The organism is Chloracidobacterium sp. D, from assembly GCF_018304685.1.
Classification (GTDB): Bacteria; Acidobacteriota; Blastocatellia; order Chloracidobacteriales; family Chloracidobacteriaceae; genus Chloracidobacterium; species Chloracidobacterium thermophilum.
In genome coordinates this window covers 1,214,276-1,235,717 of record NZ_CP072634.1, presented here as the reverse complement: position 1 = coordinate 1,235,717, position 21,442 = coordinate 1,214,276, and the positions used below count along the sequence as shown (strand labels likewise).

Sequence of the window (21,442 nt, the reverse complement as noted above, 5' to 3'; positions counted from 1 at the left end):
CGTTTATGACCGCTACTGGATTGACCCATGAAAGAGTGTCCCAAGTGCAAACACTGCTTTGAGGATGACCTTGCGGTTTGCCCGCACGATGGGGCCACTCTCACCCAGTCCCTGCGGGGGAGCCGGCTTCTCGACAACAAGTACCAGCTTGAGAAGTGCCTTGGGCGCGGTGGGATGGGGGCGGTCTATCGCGCCAAACACATCCACCTGGGGCGCACAGTGGCAGTCAAAACGTTGCTTCAGGAGTACGCCTCCACGGATGCCACCGCCGTCAACCGGTTTCAACGTGAAGCCCGGGCCGCCAACGCCATTGAACACCCTAACGTCGTGCGCGCCCTGGACTTTGGTATCACTCCCGACGGAACGCGCTACATTGTGATGGAGTACGTCGAGGGGCGGCCGCTCAACGAAATCATCGCCCGCGAAGCGCCGATGCCGCCAAAGCGCATCCTCGAAATTTTCAGGCAGGCCATTGCGGGCATCGCGGCGGCTCACGATCTGAAGCTGGTTCACCGTGATCTCAAGCCCGCCAACATCATGGTTCACGAGCCGGACGGAGCGAATAACCTGGAGGATTTGGGCCTGGTTTTGACTGATGAACCGGCCCCGACTTCAAAGGCTTCACAAATGACCGTCAAGGTCCTTGACTTCGGGCTGGCCAAAATCCTCAACGATGAAATTCTGGGGGATGACCACGCCGATCTGAAGACCGGCATCATGGGAACGCCGTTTTACATGTCGCCGGAGCAGTGCTCTTCCAAGCCGGTGGATGCCCGCTCAGACATCTACAGTCTGGGGGTGATTCTCTACCAGATGCTGACCAAAGACGTGCCCTTTCGGGGAGACTCCTTTGCCGCCATCGTCTCCGGGCATCTGACCCAGCCCCCGCCAAGTATCCGGGCGCGTAATCCGGCCGTGTCCCCGGAACTGGAAGCGGTGATTCTCCGCGCTCTGGCCAAAAATCCGGCCAACCGCCAGGCGAGCGTCCGCGAACTTCTGGCTGAACTTGAGGCCGCCATTGAACCCAAAGCCCCGGCTGACGCCTCGGCACGGCTTCAGACTTCTCCACGGCTGCTCCTCACCACGCTTCCGGGCAACTGCACGATTGAAGTGGACGGCGATTTTCGCGGCAAATCCGATGCCCAAGGGCGGTTCGAGCTGCGCCTGCCGCCGGGAGAGTACCGCATCCGGTTTACCGCGCCGGGCTGGAATGATCTGGCGCGGACGGTCGTCATGGGCAACAGTGACCAAAGCCTGGAAATCCGTCTGACCCACAAAACGACGGTCTTGGCAACAGCTCCGGCAGTGGGCGTGTCCCTGTCGGCCAGTCCGGCTACGGGCAGCTTTGTCCCACCGACCGGCTCACCACCTACCCACACCAGCAAGCTGCGCCCCTCCACCGGGTCCCTGCCGCCACCACTGGCGCCCACTTCTCCTCCGGTCACACCTGGCGCACTTCCGACCTCTGGACTCAACATCGCACTGGATACCCTCCTGACTATCGTGGGTATCCTGGCCGGTCTGACGGCCTTTGCTGCCTTTCCTTCCGATCCGCTCTCGCTCCGCTGGGACAGAACCCTGATGGCCGGAATCTCCTGGTGGACCAGCAGTGCGGGTATGGCATCCGTAATCGTCGTGCCAACCTGTCTGTTGCTGGCCGACTATGTTTATCCCTACCGACCGGTGCCCTTCCTGGTGATGGTCTTCAACATCTTCCGGGCAGTCTACCTGATCGTCGTGGTAGGGGGGACAGTCGTGGCAGCCCTCGGCGCGCTGGCCAATCACTGGGGGATGCCCACGCTGGACTGGTTTGGCATCCGTGCAGTGGCCATTGCGGCTTTGGCCTTCCTTTACAGCCGCATCGCTGCCCGGCGACGCGCGGTTATTGTTTAGCCTGTTACTTTCAGTAACAGGCCTCCCGGCTGCACCGTAGCCGGGAGCCGGCTTCGCACCTCAATCTGAAGCGATAACTTGTTATTCCGCTTGTTGTTACCTGCCCCATCGAAAGTGCGCAGGCTGTGGCACGGTGTTTGTCTCACCCTAGAGGCAAAACCTGCCACAGCAGGAGGTCCACGATGGCACACAACAGTCGTTGGTTTGGTCGCCGGGAAAGTCGTCAGGAAAGAGGTTTTTCGCTTGTTGAACTACTCACCGTCATCTCGGTGCTCGGTATTCTGGCAGCGCTTTCCGGCATTTTTATCATTTCCTACCGCAAAGCCGTCGCCGCCGACTCGGCCGGAAGTCAACTGACCGCAGCGATTCGGGAAACCCGCGCTCTGGCGATGGGGCAGCGCAATACGTATCAGATGATTCTTTTCCGCCGGCCGGATGAGGTTTCCGATGGCTATGTTGTCATTCGCTACACCAACGATGCCCGCAACGTTGCCGCCGACAACACCACCTACAACACGACAGCAGTGGTGGTAAGCCGCAACAGCCTGCCGCCGGACTACCGTTTCAAGCGTTTTACAGAAAGCGGGACGGGTGTGCTGACCCCGCCGGCCACAGTCCTGAATCTGCCTGAGCTGCCGTTCGACAACAACACCTTTACCTTTCTCACCGACCGCTGCGGCGTGGACATCGGCATGAGTGGTGATGAAAGCGCCATTCTGACCTTCAAAAGTGATGGCTCCATCATCAACACGCCACCCACGGCTGATCCGACTTCAAACCTCAAAAATGTCCCATTCAACGGTACCATCTTTCTGAGCTGTGAGCTTGGCTCTCCTAGCACCCGCAGCACCCAGGCCCGCGCCATCACCATTTTTGGACTGACGGGGCGGGTGCTGATGTGGAAGAACGCCGGCGGCAACGCCCCGGGGCAGGGCATCTGGGTCAGCGGCGACCGCCAGGCAACGAGCTGAATCTCCATACGAAAGCGCACTCTTTGAAGAGCCACCTGAAAGCCATGTGTATGACAACCTTGTGGATGTACGGAAAGTCACCTGTGGGACAGCTTCAGCCGCAACCGCGTCCGGGAGTCTCTCTCCACTTGGGTGCAATGCAACCTCCCTGCCGCCTGCAAGGGTGGTCACGCCTGCAACGCCGGTCACCGCGGCGGGCTGTCATCCAGGCCGGTTTTTCACTCGTCGAACTGCTTGTCGTGGCCGGCATCCTGACGATTGCCATGGCCGCCGTGATGGGCACGCTGTCGCTGGCGCTTCAGACCAACCGCAATAACTCCGCGCTGGTCGAGGCCAACAACAACGTCCGGGCCGTCATCAACTTCATCAAAAATGACCTGGACAACGTCGGTGAACTGCCGTTGACGAGTGTGTTCTTCGCCACTCCGGACCCCAACCCCCGCTTGGGTGCTCCGGCGGTTTATGTGCGCGGGGGCTTTTTGGCAGCACGCGGTTTTCCGGTGGGTTCCGGGTCCCAAGCACCTGACCAGATCGGTAACGTGCCTCCCCTGCTGAATGACGGGACCCTCGATACGAGCTGCGACATCCTGTCACCGATTCAGGCCTGGACGACGGTCAGCCATGGTGCTCTTCCACAGGGAACGTTTGCCTCCCCGGCCCTCGTCGCCAATCAGGGTTACGCTGATACAGAGGGAACTCCAGCCGCAGAGCGGTATCCCAACCTGCGGCTTTATCCCGGTGCCTGTGACCCGACGGAAGTGGCAACGGCCTACGGCAATGGTAGCCACCAGCTCATCACCCTGCAGGTCAATCCAGTGCCGGTCGCTTTGCGTGTGTCGGTTCCCGACCCCGCCAACCCCGGCAACAACATCGTTCAGCAGCAAATCTTCCCGGTTGAAGCCACCTTCTCGGCCTATGCCCGGTTGGACGGAGGTAATCTCGTTCTAGAGCCGGAGCGGACCACGTCTTCGGACCCAGATTATGGTGGCAGTATTCCGGTTGGAACCCCTGTTAACCTCAAACCCGACCGGGTCGCCCCCAACGCCGTTAAGAACAGCAACCCTTTTGTCAACCCCAATGATCGCCTGCTGGCACCACGGTTGCGCCCATACGTGGACACCCTGCTGCTGACGTATCAGTACACGCCGCCCGGTGGCGGTGGCTCACCGCTTCCCACGTCCACCCTCAATAACTTATCGGCTCCCACGACGCTCTGCGTTCTCGGACTGGTGACCGGCATCCAGGACAACGACATCGTTCTGGCAGACAATGATCTGGCCGGTATCAATCCCAGATGGTCCGACATCATTCAGAGCGGCGTCCCGGTCACGATCACGCGCATGCGCCTGTCGCACTACTTTGTTGGCTGGGATGGGGGTGACAGCGCACCCGTACTGTACTGCCGGCAGGGTGGACTGTTGTCGCCACTGGCCTTTGACATCGAGAATCTGCGCTTGAACTTCACCCTGGTGGAAGAGGGCGCGGTGCGCGCCGACGGCACCCCCATTCAGGGTTCTATGTTCAATACCAACGACATCGGTGGACCGATTCCCCTCCCCAGCGGGGCAGACCCCACCAGGAATCCGGCTCGGACGCCCCTGACAACCAAAACCCAGGTGCGCCTGGTGGAATTGACGGTGTACGGACGAACCGGTGAGCGGGAGCGCGCCCTTATCAGGGCCGATGCAGCCATCCCGGACGCTTTCAACCGGGGCTACTTCCACGTCAGTGAGCGCACCACCATTGGGTTACGCAACCTGGTGCCGCGATAAAACCAACCGCTCTGGAGCAAGCTGCCCCAGAGGGGCTGCAAACCCTGCGCGACACGACAACTAACCCCAACGCCCTTGCGTGAGACCTTTAATGAGGATGAAATTCGCCATGACCCCACACTTTGCCCGAATCCTGCGTCATAAGCATCGTTATCAGGAACGCGGCGTCGCCCTGGCTATCGCGCTGGTGCTCCTGGGTGTGCTGCTGGTCTTTACGTCGGTCTCAGCCACCCTGATGACGACGGAGGCGCGCCAGACGGCAGCCGACTACCAGAAGACCCGGACGTTGTACGCCGCAATTGCCTATCTGGAAACCATCACGGCGAACGTCAACCGCATTCTCTCGCGGTCGCCCAACATCACCGCTGATGACCTTGGGCCGACGGGCATCACGAGCAATCTTCCGCCGTTTTTCACCGAGGCCGGACAGCCGCTCTACACCTTCACGGCGGATACACCGTTCGTCCCACCGGGCGCATCGTCAAACACCACAGTGACGGTCAACGACGCCCCATTCAACGGGATGACGGCCCTGCGCCGCCAGTTCGTGCTGGGCGCCTCGGCGCGCGCCACCAACGCCAACGAAGAAGCCCGCCTCATCCGGCAGGTCAACTTCTACCAGATTCCGGCGTTTCAGTTTGCAGCTTTTGGATTTGACTGTCTTCAGGTGTCACCCGGTCCGCAGTTCTATCTGGGTGGACGCACACATGTCAACCGCCACCTTTACCTTGGGGCGGGCAACCGGGCGTGGTTTTTTGGTCCGGTGACGGTTGCCGGTGAAGTTGTCTCCCGGATCACGCCAAGCAACAGACCCCGTGCGGACAACTCTTGGGTGCTCGATCCCAACCGCGAGCCAAGGGACTCTTCAGCAACGGACGAGGAAACTTTTGCACGGGAACTGGCCGACAGCGTCACCCGCCCCATTACGCCCAGCCTGCCCCACGGGAAGGGGCCGGGGGGGTACTCGAATAACCCTGAAGTATATCGCGTTGCGCCGGTCAACTGGCTCATTAACGACATCAACCTTGCCGTCGGTACCGGATCAGGTGCCCCGGTTGGCGCCGGGCCGAACAATGGCGGCGTTGGTACCCCCTGGGGCATCACCAACGGTCATTCGCCAGGCAAGCAGCGGATCGTGCCACTGCTGCTGCCGACCCAGACCAACGGCTTCAACGCCATCGAAATCCTCCGGCGGTCCAATCCCAACGAAAACCGGGAAGTGCTCCGTAACTCACGTTTCTTCGAGGGACAGGTTTCGGCGCGCGCCTGTACCATCCGCATCCTGCTGGATGATGACTTGGATCACTTCCCGCCGGCCGCTCCCGGCGGCGTACGCGCGTATGACTTGGAAGCCCTGTCCAATCCCAACACGGAACTCTTCCAGAAGTTCTGGCTCGATGACAACCCAAACGTTGTACAGTTTGATCCCCTTCAGGGCAATGATCACCCGGACCAACCCGCCAGCGTACTTCCGGCCGGAAGTGGCGGTGATCCGCACAAGTACAACCAGAATGACACACTGGTAAAGGCCAACGGCCCCCAGCGGCGCGTGCTTCCGCCACAGACAAACCTGGTCAACCAGCAGGCCGATTTTCAGACCAGAGCCGACAACACTGTAGATACCACGCGGCGGAAGCGCACATACATCAAGATTGAACTGCTGGTCAACAACAACCCTGCCGGAGACCCCAACATCTTCCCTGACCGGTACGACATCACGCCGCATATCCTCAACTTGGGGATTACAGCGGGACCCATCCCGGTGCTGCGCGATCTGCCCGCGGCCAACCTCGCGGCCGGACAGCCCGAACCGGAAACGACGTATGCGGCCGTCTATGCCCTCAACGATGGCGGCAGTGTCTCGCGGCTTCAGAATCAAACCAACTTGCCGCGCAACTTCCTGCCATTTCTCTCGGAAAGTGCCCCCGGCACGCCAAGTTTCATTGGGCGTTTTGTGCAGACACTCAGCCAGCAGCCGCCGACGGTGGCGATCAGCAGCCCCGTCGGTCCTGTCAACCAGCGCGTCACCTACTGGTATGAACCCAACAGCATCCTGACGCTTCAGCGGACGATGCTGCCCTTCACACCGCAGACCAACGTCAACATGGCGAATGCCGACCCACCGCAGGTGGATGACCGCGGACGGCCGGTCATCACCACCGAGACGGCCTCCCTGCGGGGACGGCTGGACAACGACGGCAACCCATCCCTCACCGGTTATCCGGCGCGTTTCAAGAGCCTGCTCGCCAAGCCGTATTTCCGCTTCACGGATGACTTCGACAACCGCAGCTACATCAAGGGCTCCTACGACATCGGCCCCGATGGCCAACGGAACACGGCCGACGACATGTTCCTGATGCCCAACCCGATGAAGAGCGACATTCCACGGGAAGAAATCTTCAACGGGGAAAACAGCAGCGGCGACAAACGGCAGGAGCGGTTCATCCGGCGGGTGCGCGTTCGTGCGGCCCGACTCCGATTACCGTTACCGGCATCGGGCGGCCTCCCTGTCGGCAGCCTCCCTGTCGCTGATGGAACGCACCCGATAGCGATGCTGATGCCGAATTTGAATACTCCAGGGGATAACCCAACCTATACAGTATCACCGGCTGGTAATCTCCTTGGCTATGAGACAAGCTTCAACCAGATTATGCGCTCGCCCAACTTCTGGACAAATGATCCGACCAGCCCGGCGCGGGTCCTGCGCGTCGAGCGCCAACTCGTGCGTCTGTTGCGGAACTTTGTCTTTCGGCCTGGCATTCCTGGTTTCTATGCCATGCGGCATGACAACCTGGACATCCTGGGCAATCCGGTTGCCCCTGGCGCCGGTGCCAACAGTCTGGGCGACGGGATCCTTGACAATGACCTCGACTACCTGAACCAGGGGCCGGCAACCTATCCAAACACCCCTCCCAATGCTTACATTACCGGCCCCTACACCCCAACCTTCAACCGGAACCTCAACACGACGGCGACGGATGCACCCGCTGCGGGTGAGCCCCCTACGGGCTATCCGGGAACCGGGCCGGCCGGCACGATTGATCTCCAGGAAATGACCCCCTTTGCCAATGTGGCTGACCAGCAGCTTCTGGCGAAGTGCCTGTTCAACCCGACGGGGCTGACACCCGCCGAGCAGGTCCGGCTCTTCCCGCATCTGCTTCGGGTGGCGCCAAACTTCACGGTGAACTTCCTCCAGACCCTCCGGGGAGCCGAACTTGGCACACCCGGACGCTCCACTGATCCCTCACTGGGCAACGTCACAGGCATTGGCGACTTTGCCAAGGCCCAGATTCCCGGCACACCTGAAATTGCGCGCGAAAACCTCACCTTTGACTGGAACGGTGACGGCATCATCGAGCCGCCCCACTATCCGTTTGAGAACCAGCGGGTGGACCTGAACGGCGTCCGCCGGATTCCCGACAATCAGAACGGTGAGTGGTTTTTTGGCGATGGTGATACCGATGACCTTGGTGAGCAGATGAGTGCCCTGCCCCGTCTTGTCGCCACCACCAACCCGGGGGACCAGGGAGTGGCCCGCATGGGCTACTCGCCGGAAAGCAACATCAACTCGCTGCTGCCTTCAACCCTGCGGGTATTGCACACACCGCCCCAAGACAACAACCTCAACCGGATTGCCCGGCGGGTCACTTCAATGCCCATTGAGATCATCTTCTGGGAAGCCGATCCGAGTGATACGGACCCCAACTTTGCGCCACTGACTGATCCTGAAATGGGGTTGAACGAAGTGAGAGTGCTCGGTCAGGCCGATCCCGGCAGCAACGCCACCCTCTTTCCACCCTCTAACCGCTTCACGGAAATCGGGGAGTTTCAGAACTGCTTCCGCATCAAGGTCCCGTTCAACACCTTCCTTGGTAAGACTAATCCAGTGAACATACCAGGGGTAGGTAACAATCTCCGTTTCAACGTCCGCGAAGCCGTCGGGATCATCTTTCAGCATCCTCTCGCTTCACGGGTCTATCCCAATGCGCCGGGGATAGATACAACCAATATCGGTCCAACTACACCGGAACTGGATAGGGTGACTTCTCTGCCTGGCAGCCCCGGCGCTGGCACCCAAAACCTCAACCTCGAAACCCAGATTGGTCGTCGTCTGGGGCTGAGCGATGCCAACTATGCTTTCCCCGGTCATGCTTATATCGCTTTCGCACCCAACCCGGACAATCCGCAGTTGCCGCCTAAAAGCAACGCAACACTCATCCCACGAATACGCATCGAGATGGACCGGGCCTTCCCCATCAACGTCTATGATCAGCGTGAGGGGCGGCACGTCAACCGGCGCTATGGGTTCCAGGGTATTCCCTCGGCATCGGATTACTATAACGATAACACTGGGAATACCAGCAGACCGAACGGCATTGTGGGAACAGTCTGGCCGGTCTGGCCTGGCGTCTCGCCTGACGGCAGACAGCTTCCTGATGACCAGCGCATCCTGGCCAACATGGTCTATCGGCTGCCGATGCCCAGTCCCATTGCCTATGAGCGCCGGGGGTTGATGAACCTCACCGAACTCAACGTGGGTAACCTCAAGCGCCTCTTCCGGGGCGACTTTGACAACTTCCTTGCTATTGTCGAGAAAGAAACATCGGCGCTGACAGGAAATACCAATGGCGGCTTTACCACTGGAAGACCCCGTCAGCTCACCAGCGCCGGGAAGATTGATGTCTCCGACAATGGCTTCATTGTCTATTTCTCGGACCGGCGGGGCGACTCCAACAACGACGGCATCTATGACTTCAACGATGTCTATGGCGAAAACAACGTCCTCAATGCTCTGGATAACAGTTGTGAAACCGATCCGGGGATGGTCAGCGATCCGCAGCAGGGGGGGATCATGGTTCCCTTTGAAAGAGTTGCCAATGGCCCCGGTCCCAAACCCGGCGACGGACGCCTGCGGCGCGATGTGGAGTGTGAAACCCAGCCCAACTTTACACCCACGCTGAATCAGCCGGCCCGCTCCGGGGAAGCCCCCCATGGCGCCGTGCCGGTCAACGACGGGTACGAATACTTCGGCGGCTCCGCCAATCCGAACGCGGACACGGCCGGGACCGGGCATGGCGTCGTGGCGCAGTTTACCCGCTACACCTACACCCCCAACCCGGATGGGACCCGCACCATTGCCAGCACCCTCTCCGGCATTGCCTATCCCTCCGCTGTTTTTCCGACTTCATTGACCCCTGCGGTCAACGGAGGCGCCGGCATGCGCACGTGGCGCATCGTGGACAGCGCCAAGACCGGCCGTATCCGGGCTTTCCGGCGGGCACTACGGATTGTCAATGCCATGGACATCCCACGTCTCTTCGTCAATCGCCCGACCGGCAACGGACGCGGCTTCACCGGCTTGACGGTGGTGACAGAAAACCCGTCATACCTTTATGGCAACATCAATGCCATCGGGGTGACGGAAAACTTCCAGAACAACAGGACCTGTCTCAACAGCCGTATCCCGCGCGGTGGTCCCACACCGTCGGAGAACTATGCCCAGACCGGCAATGCCAACGTTGCCACGCGGCCACCCGATGACTGGTGCACCAACCCGCTCGAACCCAATGATCCGTTGCTGCACGGCTCGATGGGGATTTACTCTGATGCGACTTCCATTCACTCCAACGGCTGGTCGGACGGAAGAATGTTTTTGACCGGGTTCAACTACCTGTATCGCCCGCAAAATTTCACTCTCGACCGCATTGCCGTTCGCACCACCGTCAAGGCGGCTTGGTTGACCGGCGCGCCACGTACCGGCTCCGGCAACAACAACCAGACCGGACAGGTGCAGAGGAGCAACAACGATGCCCCTGACCCCGAAAACGACATGGATTTTGACAACAACACCGACGGCGGTCTCCACAACTTCCCGCGGTTTGCTGAAGACTTCGGGGGCACCAGACACAGCCGCAACTTCAACTACAACGGCTCGTTCATCTTCCAGTTCTTCAGCCACCAGGGGAATGGGCCGTTCCTCATCGGCGGAGACGGTAACTACACCCCGCCCAATCCGCGCAACTGGAACTTCGATACGGCCTTCCTCGTGCCGACCGGGGTGCCGGCCGGAACACCGTTCTTCTTCTTCTACAAGAACGGCAGTTACCGGCAGGTCTTCCTCGAAAACAACCCGAACTGACCGGACTGCTCACTAGGCAGCCGCAGCCGGCGGAGCCACCCACGCGGTGGCTCCGCTTTTTTTTTCCGATAACAGCAGAAGCAAAGGGCGTTTCCGGGGCTGGCCCGCAGGTCGTCGCCTGCCGGCTGGACAAACCAAGCCGCTTTCAAGCCGGGGCGCTTTCAGGCCGGGCAGCTTTCCGGCTGGCTTTCGGCAGCGAACAGTTGTCTTGACTTGAGGTACTTGATCTTGTCCCGCAGGGCTGCGGCTTTCTCGAACTCAAGTGCCCTGGCCGCAGCGCGCATCTCGGCTTCGAGCTGTATAATCGTGGACTCCAAGCGTTCCGGCGTGTACGCCTCAAAGGCAGAAAGATCAAGCGGCGTCTTGAAATATGCCGCCTCGTGGGCCGTCACCAGGGTGGCTTCGACCGGCTTGATGACCGTACGTGGCGTGATGCCGTGCTCCCGGTTGTAAGCTTCCTGAAGTTGGCGGCGGCGGGCAGTGATGTCTATAGCCCGGCGCATGGATTCGGTTATCCGGTCGGCGTAGAGAATCGCCTGCCCGTGGACGTGACGCGCTGCCCGTCCAATGATCTGAATGATGGACGCTTCGCTGCGCAGGAAACCTTCCTTGTCGGCATCGAGAATGGCCACAAGGGATACTTCCGGCAGGTCCATCCCCTCGCGGAGCAGATTGACGCCGACAAGCACATCGAAATCCCCCCGGCGCAGATCGCGGATGATTTTGATACGTTCCAGCGTCTCGATGTCTGAATGGAGATACCGGACGTTGAGGCCCACTTCGGTGTAATAGTCCGTCAGGTCTTCGGCCATTTTCTTGGTGAGCGTCATCACCAGTGACCGCTCACCACGCGCCGTTCGCTGGCGGATTTCACCCAGCAGATCGTCAATCTGCCCCCGCACCGGACGCACGGTGATGAGGGGATCGAGCAACCCGGTCGGACGGATGATCTGCTCGACGACTTCCCCGCCCGTGCAGGCGAGTTCGTAGGGGCCGGGCGTTGCCGAAACAAACAGCACCTGTCCGACCTGCTGCTCCCACTCGGCAAAATTCAGCGGACGGTTGTCCAAAGCACTGGGAAGCCGGAAGCCAAAATCCACGAGGGTTTGTTTCCGTGAGCGGTCGCCAGCGTACATCCCGCGTACCTGCGGGATGGTCTGGTGGCTTTCGTCCACGACGATCAGCGTATCTTCCGGCAGGTAATCAAACAGCGTTGGCGGTGGCGCTCCCGGCGGCCGCCCGGTCAGATGCCGGGAGTAGTTCTCGATACCGCGACAAAAGCCGAGCGTCTTCATCATTTCCAGGTCGTACATCGTCCGTTGGCGCAACCGCTGGGCTTCCAAGGTCTTCCCCTGGGCCAGCAGGACAGCTTCCCACTCATCGAGTTCCTGCCGGATGGTCTCGACAGCGCGCTGCACAATCGCCTTGGGCGTCACGTAGTGCGACTTGGGATAGATGGGATACTTGTGCTCAATCCGCTCCAGGGTTTCGCCGAGCAGCGGGTCAAACAGCTCCAGCGTATCCACCTCATCCCCCCAGAAAGTGATACGGAGCGCCTGTTCGGCATAACTGGGATGGACTTCCACCGTGTCGCCCCGGACGCGAAACGTGCCGCGCGCGAAATCTTCGTCATCCCGGTCATACTGCAACTCGACCAGGCGCTCGATAAGCTTGTTGCGCCGCAGCGGCTGCCCCGGCTCGACGAAGCAGATCATCCCGAAGTAGGCATCCGGGTCGCCAATCCCATAAATGCAGGAGACCGAAGTGACGATGATGAAGTCCCGGCGCTCGAACGCCGCCCGGGTGGCCGCCAGCCGCAGGCGGTCAATTTCGTCGTTGATGGTCGCTTCCTTCTCGATGTAGGTGTCGGTGGAAGGCACATAGGCTTCCGGCTGGTAGTAGTCGTAGTAGCTGACGAAATACTCGACGGCATTGTGGGGAAAAAAGCTCTTGAATTCCTGGTAGAGCTGCGCCGCCAGCGTCTTGTTGTGCGCCATGACGAGCGCCGGGCGCTGGAGTCGGGCAATGACGTTGGCCACGGTGAAGGTCTTGCCGGACCCTGTGATGCCCAGCAGCGTCTGGTATTTGGCGCCAGCGCGAAAGTTGTTCGTCAGCGTTTCAATGGCCGCTGGCTGGTCGCCACAGGGGGCGTAGGGCGCAACGAGTTCAAACGGCATGGGACAGAAAAACGTTGGGCCACGACGTGGAGACGCGCCGCCAGCGGGGCGTGTCTCCACGGGAAAAACAGGTCAGGAACCTTTACTTGAAAGCCTGAATGCCGGTCACTTCCGCACCGATGATCAGCGTGTGGATGTCGTGCGTTCCCTCGTAGGTCAGGACAGATTCCAGGTTGTTCATGTGGCGCATGACCGGATATTCGGCGCTGATGCCATTGGCCCCCAGGATGGTGCGGGCTTCACGCGCCACATTGAGCGCCATGGCGACGTTGTTGCGCTTGGCCATGGAAATCTGCGCCGGCGTCACCTTGCCGGCATCCTTGAGTTTGCCGACGTGGTAGGCCAGAAGCTGGGCCTTGGAAATTTCAGTGATCATGTCGGCCAGCTTCCGCTGCGTAAGCTGGAAAGCCGCAATCGGACGGCCAAACTGGATGCGCGACAGCGAATAATCCAGCGCCGTCGTGTAGGTGGCCAGCGCCGACCCCACCGCGCCCCAGGCGATGCCATAGCGCGCCTGATTGAGACAGGACAGCGGCCCCCGCAGCCCTTCCACGTTGGGCAGCAGGTTTTCCTCCGGGATTTCGCAATCCTGGAAAATCAGCTCGGAAGTGATGGAGGCCCGCAGGGAGTGTTTTTTCTTGATTTCCGGCGCACTGAACCCCGGCGTTCCCTTCTCGACCAGAAAGCCCCGGATGCTGCGGGCATCCGCGCCGGTTTTGGCCCACACGACCGCAACATCGGCAATGGAGCCGTTGGTAATCCACATCTTGGCCCCGTTGAGCTTCCAGCCGTATTTGGTGCGCTCCGCGCGCGTCACCATGTCACTTGGGTTGGAACCGTAGTCCGGCTCCGTCAAACCGAAGCAGCCGATTTTCTCGCCCTTGGCCAGCGCTGGCAGCCATTTCCGCTTCTGCTCCTCTGTGCCGTAGGTGTAAATCGGATACATCACCAGTGAGCTTTGTACGGAAGCAAAGCTGCGGATACCGGAGTCCCCCCGCTCCAGTTCCTGCGTGATGAGGCCGTAGGCAATGTTGTTGAGGCCCGCGCAGCCGTATTCTTCCGGCAGCGTGCAGCCGTAAAAGCCCAGTTCTCCCATCGGCTTGATAAGTTCCTGCGGATAGACGCCCCGTTCATAGCAGTCCTCGATGATGGGCAGAACCCGCTCGCGGACGAACTGCCGGGCCACGTCCCGGATTTGCAGCTCTTCGGAAGAGAGCAAACTGTCAATGTTCAAAAAATCCTCTTTTGGCATGAGTTCGGGTATAACTCCTTTCAAAACGTGGTGCCTGTCGCACAGAGGCCGCTGGCGTCGCTTTCCGGTTTTTTTCAGGTCCGGTTGGAAACCGGTGCTAGCGGCGTTGTCCGGTCTCAGTGAGGAGCCAGGCCCGCTGGGCCAGCTCAACAGCCTGGGGCACCACCTCAATTGCCCGCAGAAACTGCGGGTCGGTCATAAGCTGGACGCGAAAACCGGCTTCTGTGCCGTAGGCCGCTGTAACCAGATGCTGGCGAAGCTGGTTTCTGACGAAATCCAGATTGGGCGTGACGGCACTTTCCAGCGTAGCAAACTGGGCCTCGCTTTTCAGAAATTCCCGAAAGGCCGCCACCACCTTGTCGGTGATGGGGAAGTCACTGTCCCGCAACTGATGCCGGTAGTCCGTCCGCTCGATGCGGTAGTTTACCAGTCCCGGCACGAGGCCTGCGGCCAAATGTCGGGCAAAGGCAAAGGTGGCATCGGAAAGTGTGGACTGCACGCGGGAGAAGGTTTGTGGCTTGACGATGATGTCCGGGGTAATGCCGCCGCCGCCATAGACCGTCCGCCCGGCATCCGTGGCTACGGCCTCGCCCGTTGGCGTCTCTTCCGGGGACTGGTGCGCATAGTAGGCATAGAGCAGGCCGCTGGTGTAGGACCGCTGGATGCAGCGTCCGCTGGGGGTGTAGTACTTGGCCGTGGTCAGCGTCAGCCCTGCTCCGAAAGGCAGCTCAAACACGCGCTGAACCAGCCCCTTGCCAAAACTCGGTTCGCCGACGATAAGTGCACGGTCATGGTCCTGCAACGCGCCGGCGACAATCTCAGAGGCCGAAGCCGAACTGCGATCAATGAGCACAACGACCGGCTTTTCAAACGGAGCCGTGTTCTTCGCCCGGTACTCCCGCGCTTCCTCGCCGCTGTACCCCTGGCGGCCCCGGACGGACACAATCTTCTGGTCACGGCGCAGAAAGACATCCGCCACACTGACGGCCTGCGGAAGCAGACCGCCCGGATTGCCCCGCAGATCGAGCAGCAGGGACTGCATGCCCTGCGCCGTGAGTTCGTTCATGGCCCGCCGCAGCTCATCTTCCGTCGTGGTGTTGAACCCGCCGGACAGCGCAATGTAGCCAATGCCGGGACGCACCATGAAGGCTGTCCGAATCGAGGGCAGCGGCACAGCATCACGAACGATGGAAAACGTGAGCGGTTTGGGAACACCCAGCCGTTCGACGGTAATCGAGACCGGCTCACCCCGCTCGCCCCGGACTTTTTCAAGTACCTGCCGGGTTGTCCAGTCGGTTGCTGGTTCATCATCCACTTTGATGATGGCGTCGCCAGCCCGCAGCCCAGCGCGGGCTGCCGGAGTGTTTTCGATGGTCGCCAGGATGTACACGCGGTCGTGGCGGCGCGCAATCGAGACCCCGATGCCGTAGAAGCGGCTGTGCTGCTCGGTGCGCATCTCCTGGAACTCTTTGCTGTCAAAGAAGTTCGAGTGTGGGTCCAGAACCCGGAGCATGCCCTGGATGGCGGACTTCGTGAGCTGATCCGGCGGCGTTGCGGCAACGTAGTGCGTCAGGATGACTTCCTGGGCTTCCCGGACAGAACGCTCAAGTTCAGCGCGCTGCTGATGTTCCGGCGGGCCAAGCTGGCTTCCCCAGCCGAAGGCTGTCCAGCGCATCAATATCCCCCCGGAGACGGCGGAAACGACCATCAACAGCAGGGCCAGGCGGGCGAAATGACGGTGGAAAAACATAGGCAACACACCACTGAGAAGCCGTGCTGAAGCACGCCCAACAACGTAGCCCAGAGTATATCAGGCTTTTCCGGCTGCCAGAGCCACCTGGTAGCCATGAATGACCTCGTCCAGCTTGCCGGCCTTGAGCGCACTTTCCAGGGCCGCCACCACACTCGGGTCATAGCGTGTTCCGGCAAAGGACCAAATCTTCTGAACGGCCACTTCCGGCGTCATGGCCCGCTGGTACGGGCGATTGGTCGTCATCGCGTCGAAGGTATCAGCCACGCTGATGATGCGCGCCATCAGCGGTATCTGGTCGCCCTTCAGGCCGAGGGGATAGCCCCGCCCATCCATGCATTCATGGTGGTAGTACATTCCCGGCACGTACTTTTTCATCTGCGGGATTTCCGCCATGATCTTTGCGCCCTTTTCCGGGTGTGTCTTCATGATGGTGTACTCTTCCTCGGTCAGCGCCGCCGGTTTCTTCAGAATCCGGTCCTCGATACCGATCTTCCCGACATCGTGCAGCAGTGCCGCCACCTGAATATCCTCGATTTCCTCCTGGCTCAGCCCCATATGTTCGGCCATGAGCACGGAGTACATTTTCACCCGCTCGGAATGTCCACGGGTGTAGGGGTCTTTGCCGTCAATGGCTTCGGCCAGCGCCTTGACCGTTCCCAGGAACAACTCCCGGTTTTCGTTGACCGCAAACCGCAGGTCGTTGATGTACCGCTGGATTTGCTCAGCCATGGCGTTGAAATCTTCGGCGAGTTGTCCGATTTCGGAGCGGCTGCGGACGGCGATCCGCCGCGCGAAGTCGCCCCCGGCAATGGCCCGTGCTCCGTGGGCTACGGCGGCAATCGGCGATGTCACCCAGTAGGCCAGCAGGATGCCCACCCCAGCCGCCACGAGGGCGGTCACGAACGTCAACACCAAAGCCTGCCAGATCATGGTCGTCACGGATGAGTAGGCCGCTTCCTCGTTGATGACAGCAATCACCCCCAGTGGCAGCTCGGGCGCAATCAGCGCCGTGGCACAACTGCCCAACATCGAAAGCTGATCATTTCCCAGACGAATCTCGAATGGCTCGGCCAGCGGCGCGGACACATCAATGGCAATCGTGTCCTGCCACTTGGCGACAATCCCCCAGTCACTCACGTTCGTCGGCGTATAGACCAGCGCCCGGTCGGGATGCGCCAGGATGCGCCCATGTTGATCAACCAGAAACACCACGCGGCTGCCATTGCGTAGCAATGCTTCGTTGTTGAGGTTCCCGCTGGCAGAGGTGACGTTGACGAGATTGAAGATGGGTTCCAGACTGACCACTGCCAGGACAACTGCCGGCTGGTAGGACTGATCGGAGGGGGCCGCAGCCACCTGCAGAGGATGCGCCAGCACGATGGCAAACTCATTGCTTGAAGGGATGTAGCGCGGCGTGCTGACGTAGGTGCGGTCGAGCCGGCGGCTCACGGCCTTGAGCGCCTCACCGACCGTGTCCCGGACCTCCTCACCCAGAATTTTTTTGGAGTCCCACTGCGCTACCAGCCGGGTGTCAGCTTCACGGCTGCGGGGCGCAATGCCCAACAGGATGAGATTGGCATCATCTTCAAGAAACTGGGCCAGTTGCCGATTGCGTACGCTTTCGGCCTGCTGGAGCAGCACATCAGCACCGCCAACCGCTTCGAGGGTGCGTGCGATGCCGGCAATCTGATGGCGATACCCGCCAATGTAGGTTTGCAGTTCATTGGCCACCAGCACCACCGAGCGGAGCTGTTCGGCGCGCTCATTCAACCGCATGGACTCACGCCCAATACCGATCAACTTCCAGCTTATGGCCATCAGGGGAAGAATGGACAGGGGCAGGATGACCGCCAGAAACGTGTACAGGATTTTCGTAGGCTTCTTGAGCTGCATCGGAACACCTCGACGGGTGCGTGGGGACTAACCAGCAACAGCAAAAGCGGCTTTCGTGGGACGTAGCTTTGATGCCAATGTCGTTGGGGCTGGAATGTGAGTATTCACCGTGCTTTTGTTGTTCGCAAGTCGGGATGACACCCGAAGGGCACGCGGACAAGCTGTAAAAAACTGTCCCGGGCACAACCAACGGTCTCAATCAACAGAAAAGTCATTGTCGGCGCTTCACCACGCATGGTAGCGTGCGTGTATCTTTCCGGCACAACATTCCCACGGTAACAAGCGGTTTGTTTCATCTTTTCCAAAAAGGCTCGAAGATCGCTTCGGGGGACGGCAGATTGTCCATGATTGCATTCGGCACATCCGGTTGGCGCGCCATTCTGGCCGACGACTTTACTTTTGCCAATGTCCGGCTTGTCACCCAGGCCATTGCCGACGAACTACAGAGCAGTGGTGCCGGCGGATTGGTTCTGGTCGGCTACGACCCACGCTTCATGGCTGAAAAATTTGCCGCGGCCTGTGCCGAAGAACTCTCCCGTCGCGGATTCGACGTGCAGGTGACAGACCGGGATACCCCAACGCCCACGCTGTCGGTGGCCATTCGCGCCACAGGCGCGCGCGGCGGTATCAACTTCACGGCCAGTCACAATCCACCGGAGTATGGCGGCATGAAGTTTTCGACCGCCAACGGTGCGCCAGCGCTGCCGGAAGTCACCAGACGTATCGAGACGTTCATCCAGCGCCGGATGAATGACAGCACGCTGGCTGTACCCATAACGACACCCGGACGCATCGAGACCGTGGACCTGCGCGAGATGTACCTGACCGTGCTGGCCGGGAAGGTCAACGGCGATGCCCTGCACCACCGGCCGCTGCGTGTGGCCTACGATGCCCTCTGGGGCACCGGACGCGGCTACCTTGACGTGTTTCTGAGGTCTTACGGCTGGGAGGTGACGACCCTCCACGACTGGCGCGACCCGTACTTTGGGGGACGCAGCCCGGAACCTTCGGAAGCCAATCTGGCCGAACTGCGGGAAGTCGTCCGGCGCGACGGCCTTGATTTGGGACTTGCCACGGATGGCGATGCCGACCGCTTCGGGATCATAGACCGGGACGGCAGTTTTATCCCGGCGAATGCCATTCTGGCACTGCTCACCGACTATTTGTACCGGTCACGTGGCTGGAAGCAAGGCGTCGGGCGCAGCGTGGCCACCTCGCACTGGCTTGACCGGGTGGCGAACCAGCACGGCATTCCGGTGTACGAAACCCCGGTCGGTTTCAAGTTTCTCGGCGAGCTGATTCTGGAGGAAAAGATATTTCTCGCCGGAGAGGAAAGCGCCGGGCTGTCCATCCACGGTCACATCCCGGAAAAAGACGGTATTCTGGCGTGTCTGCTCGTGGCGGAAATGGTGGCGCAGCGGGGGCAGTCCCTCCGGGACCTGCTGGCCGAGCTGTCCCGGAGCGTCGGAACCCTCGTCAACCGGCGCATCGGCGTGCGCCTCACCCCGGAAAAACAGCAGCAACTCCGCCAGACCCTGGAAGCCACGCCACCGGAGTCCTTTGGCGGCAAGCGGGTGCTGCGCCTGGATCGCACCGATGGAGTGAAGTTTTTTCTGGAAGATGAAGCCTGGGTGTTGATTCGCCTGTCAGGGACGGAGCCGCTGGCCCGGTGCTATGCCGAGGCGCGAACGGAAGCTGAAGTGGAGGTGTTGCTTGAGTCAGGCAAGAGTTTCATTCATCAATGAGTACCAACTGCGCCATGAGCAGGTTCTGGCCCTTCCCAAACCGCGTGTCCTGACGCTGGGGATTCCCCTCTATGCCCTCGTCGCCATGGTCGTCATCGGACTGACCGGGGTGTGCATCACGGTCACGCTCCGTACGCACAGTGAACTCCAGAACGCCACATCCGCTCACAACCGCCTGCAGGCCCAGATTGCCCGGCAGACCGCTGAAAACCAGCGCCTTCAGCAGGAACTGCGCCAACTCGACACGGACCCACGTGCTATCGAGCGTTCAGCACGGGAAATGGGACTCGTCCGACAGAATGAGACCATTCTGGTCGTGGACGAATCCCGTCCCACCCCCACCATGGGTCACGGAGCCGACTGGTAATCAGGAGACTCATCTGACGACAGTCAGCCGACACAAGCGGCTAGGCCGGCGAGGCGGGGTTGTCCCTGGTGGCTTCCGGGGTGATGGTGCCCAGCCCGTACAGCAGGCCGGCAACCACCAGCGCCACCGGCATCAGCAGCAGGGCGACCGAAAGGGTCTGGGCCGCCGGTGACAACCCGCAGAGCGTGGCCAGGGTGACGACAAAAGCCGGCGGTGACTGCCCCGCCTGTGCCAGTTCCCGCAGATGGGTCGAAATCCACCCCACCAGTGCCAGTGAAATGCCATCCCCGAAGACGTGAATCGCCACGACCAGAAGGCCAGTTGCCGTTGTACGCAGGTTGGGCGCGACGAGACTGACGACCAGCGTGTTGGCCGGGCCGTTTCCCAGATACACCAGAAGCAGCGTGATAAATGTACAGACCTGATAGACAAGCGGCGTTGTAGCCACCAGTGCTATGAACATCGGCACACTCGCCAAGCCAGCACTGACCGCGCAGACGAGAAAGTAGCCGCGTACACCGCGCAACCGCCGATTGAGGGCATCGCCGAGCAGTCCGCCGATGAGACTGCCCAGCGTGCCACCCACGACCGCACAAATTCCCAGCACCAGGTTGGCTTCTTTTTCACTCAGCCCCTTGTCAGCTTTCATCCACTCCGGGGCCCAGAACACCAGCGCCCCAAGCGCAAACGTCACGCCGGCATACCCCAGACAGGTCAGCAGGTAGCCACGGTTCACCAGCAATTGCCAGTAGCCTTTGAGCCAGCCCACCTCCTTCGGTTGGGATGGCTCGCCGGGCAATGCCTGAGTGGGCGGCGCCAGCGGCTCATCCATGACGCCGCGCTGCGGCTCGCGGATGAAAAACATCGTAAGCGCTGCCAGCAACCCCGGCACGCCCACAATCAGCAGGGCGCAGCGCCAGCCAAACATATCCGGTGCGCCGAGATAACCGCCCAAAACAAAGCCGGCCGCCGCGCCAATCGGAATTGTCGCCTGAAAGATGCTCATCGCCAGCCCACGCCGGGCTTTGGGGAAGTAATCGGCCAGCAGACTGGGAGCAATGGTGGCGTAGTTGGCCTCCCCTACCCCCACTGCTGCCCGTGCCACGAGCAACTGCCACAGGCTGCGGGCCAGTCCGGCCCCGGCCGTAGCCAGACTCCACACAAAAATTCCCACGGCAATCAGACGGCCCCGGTGATACCGATCGCCAAAGTAGCCGAAAAGCGGTGAGCAGAGCGTATAGACCCAGGTGAAGGCACTGCCGATCAGCCCCAGTTGTGCATCGGTGTAGCCGGTGTCCGCCTTGATGTACGGCACCAGCGCCGAAAAGATATACCGGTCAATGTAGTTGAGCAGGTTGAGCAACGTCAGCATCGCCAGCACGAAATAGGCGTACGTCGTCGCTTGCCTTGACGACAGCGGCAGGGCAGCAGTGCTCATAAGTCACCGGGATTGTCCACAATGAAATGGGTACGTGCGGCG

The 21,442-nt window shown here is 60.6% G+C and carries 11 protein-coding genes; 6 read left to right on the top strand and 5 right to left on the bottom strand.

The genetic code is table 11. The features are described 5' to 3' along the window. The first annotated feature begins 27 nt into the window (after window positions 1-27). The 4 genes from J8C01_RS05150 to J8C01_RS05135 all read left to right on the top strand — a co-directional run bounded on the left by J8C01_RS05150 (window position 28) and on the right by J8C01_RS05135 (window position 10,775). Window positions 28-1,893, top strand: a complete 1,866-nt coding sequence (locus J8C01_RS05150) for a protein kinase domain-containing protein (RefSeq protein WP_211432610.1) — start codon at window positions 28-30, stop codon at window positions 1,891-1,893. A gap of 182 nt (window positions 1,894-2,075) precedes the next feature. Continuing rightward, window positions 2,076-2,864 (top strand): pilus assembly FimT family protein, encoded by a 789-nt coding sequence (locus J8C01_RS05145; RefSeq protein ID WP_211432609.1) that lies wholly within the window; start codon window positions 2,076-2,078, stop codon window positions 2,862-2,864. 137 nt (window positions 2,865-3,001) lie between these two features. Next, window positions 3,002-4,636 carry a PilW family protein gene (locus J8C01_RS05140; RefSeq protein ID WP_211432608.1) on the top strand — a complete coding sequence of 545 codons (1,635 nt, stop codon included), beginning with the start codon at window positions 3,002-3,004 and terminating at the stop codon, window positions 4,634-4,636. Window positions 4,637-4,745: 109 nt separating this feature from the next. After that, window positions 4,746-10,775, top strand: coding sequence for a hypothetical protein (locus J8C01_RS05135; RefSeq protein WP_211432607.1), 6,030 nt, complete (start codon window positions 4,746-4,748; stop codon window positions 10,773-10,775). Window positions 10,776-10,936: 161 nt separating this feature from the next. On the opposite strand, the gene uvrB is transcribed toward J8C01_RS05135, so the two are convergent. The 4 genes from uvrB to J8C01_RS05115 form a co-directional block, all read right to left on the bottom strand. Further along, entirely contained in the window at window positions 10,937-12,952 is a 2,016-nt protein-coding gene (gene uvrB, locus J8C01_RS05130) for an excinuclease ABC subunit UvrB (protein WP_211432606.1), read from the bottom strand. Window positions 12,953-13,034: 82 nt separating this feature from the next. Continuing rightward, window positions 13,035-14,204 carry an acyl-CoA dehydrogenase family protein gene (locus J8C01_RS05125; protein WP_014099546.1) on the bottom strand — a complete coding sequence of 390 codons (1,170 nt, stop codon included), beginning with the start codon at window positions 14,202-14,204 and terminating at the stop codon, window positions 13,035-13,037. Window positions 14,205-14,301: 97 nt separating this feature from the next. Next, window positions 14,302-15,954, bottom strand: a complete 1,653-nt coding sequence (locus J8C01_RS05120; RefSeq protein WP_211432605.1) for a S41 family peptidase — start codon at window positions 15,952-15,954, stop codon at window positions 14,302-14,304. Window positions 15,955-16,014: 60 nt separating this feature from the next. Then, window positions 16,015-17,850, bottom strand: coding sequence for an HD domain-containing phosphohydrolase (locus J8C01_RS05115; RefSeq protein WP_211432604.1), 1,836 nt, complete (start codon window positions 17,848-17,850; stop codon window positions 16,015-16,017). 344 nt (window positions 17,851-18,194) lie between these two features. Between J8C01_RS05115 and J8C01_RS05110 the strand changes: the two genes are divergently transcribed. Continuing rightward, a complete protein-coding gene (locus J8C01_RS05110; RefSeq protein ID WP_371821098.1) occupies window positions 18,195-19,595 on the top strand; it encodes a phosphoglucomutase/phosphomannomutase family protein in 1,401 nt (466 codons plus the stop codon). Further along, complete coding sequence (locus tag J8C01_RS05105; RefSeq protein WP_014099542.1) at window positions 19,564-19,962, top strand: FtsB family cell division protein; 399 nt, start codon at window positions 19,564-19,566, stop codon at window positions 19,960-19,962. Before J8C01_RS05110 ends, J8C01_RS05105 begins: the two co-directional genes overlap by 32 nt. A 40-nt stretch (window positions 19,963-20,002) precedes the next feature. Here the strand turns inward: J8C01_RS05105 and J8C01_RS05100 are convergent, their stop codons facing one another. Next, window positions 20,003-21,400, bottom strand: coding sequence for a spinster family MFS transporter (locus J8C01_RS05100; protein WP_211432602.1), 1,398 nt, complete (start codon window positions 21,398-21,400; stop codon window positions 20,003-20,005). Window positions 21,401-21,442: the final 42 nt, after the last annotated feature.

Coding starts and splice junctions, on each gene's coding strand:
- J8C01_RS05145 (WP_211432609.1), top strand. CDS start 2,076: ATGGCACACAACAGTCGTTGGTTTGGTCGCCGGGAAAGTCGTCAGGAA.
- uvrB (WP_211432606.1), bottom strand. CDS start 12,952: ATGCCGTTTGAACTCGTTGCGCCCTACGCCCCCTGTGGCGACCAGCCA.
- J8C01_RS05110 (WP_371821098.1), top strand. CDS start 18,195: ATGATTGCATTCGGCACATCCGGTTGGCGCGCCATTCTGGCCGACGAC.
- J8C01_RS05150 (WP_211432610.1), top strand. CDS start 28: ATGAAAGAGTGTCCCAAGTGCAAACACTGCTTTGAGGATGACCTTGCG.
- J8C01_RS05125 (WP_014099546.1), bottom strand. CDS start 14,204: ATGCCAAAAGAGGATTTTTTGAACATTGACAGTTTGCTCTCTTCCGAA.
- J8C01_RS05100 (WP_211432602.1), bottom strand. CDS start 21,400: ATGAGCACTGCTGCCCTGCCGCTGTCGTCAAGGCAAGCGACGACGTAC.
- J8C01_RS05140 (WP_211432608.1), top strand. CDS start 3,002: ATGCAACCTCCCTGCCGCCTGCAAGGGTGGTCACGCCTGCAACGCCGG.
- J8C01_RS05135 (WP_211432607.1), top strand. CDS start 4,746: ATGACCCCACACTTTGCCCGAATCCTGCGTCATAAGCATCGTTATCAG.
- J8C01_RS05115 (WP_211432604.1), bottom strand. CDS start 17,850: ATGCAGCTCAAGAAGCCTACGAAAATCCTGTACACGTTTCTGGCGGTC.
- J8C01_RS05120 (WP_211432605.1), bottom strand. CDS start 15,954: ATGTTTTTCCACCGTCATTTCGCCCGCCTGGCCCTGCTGTTGATGGTC.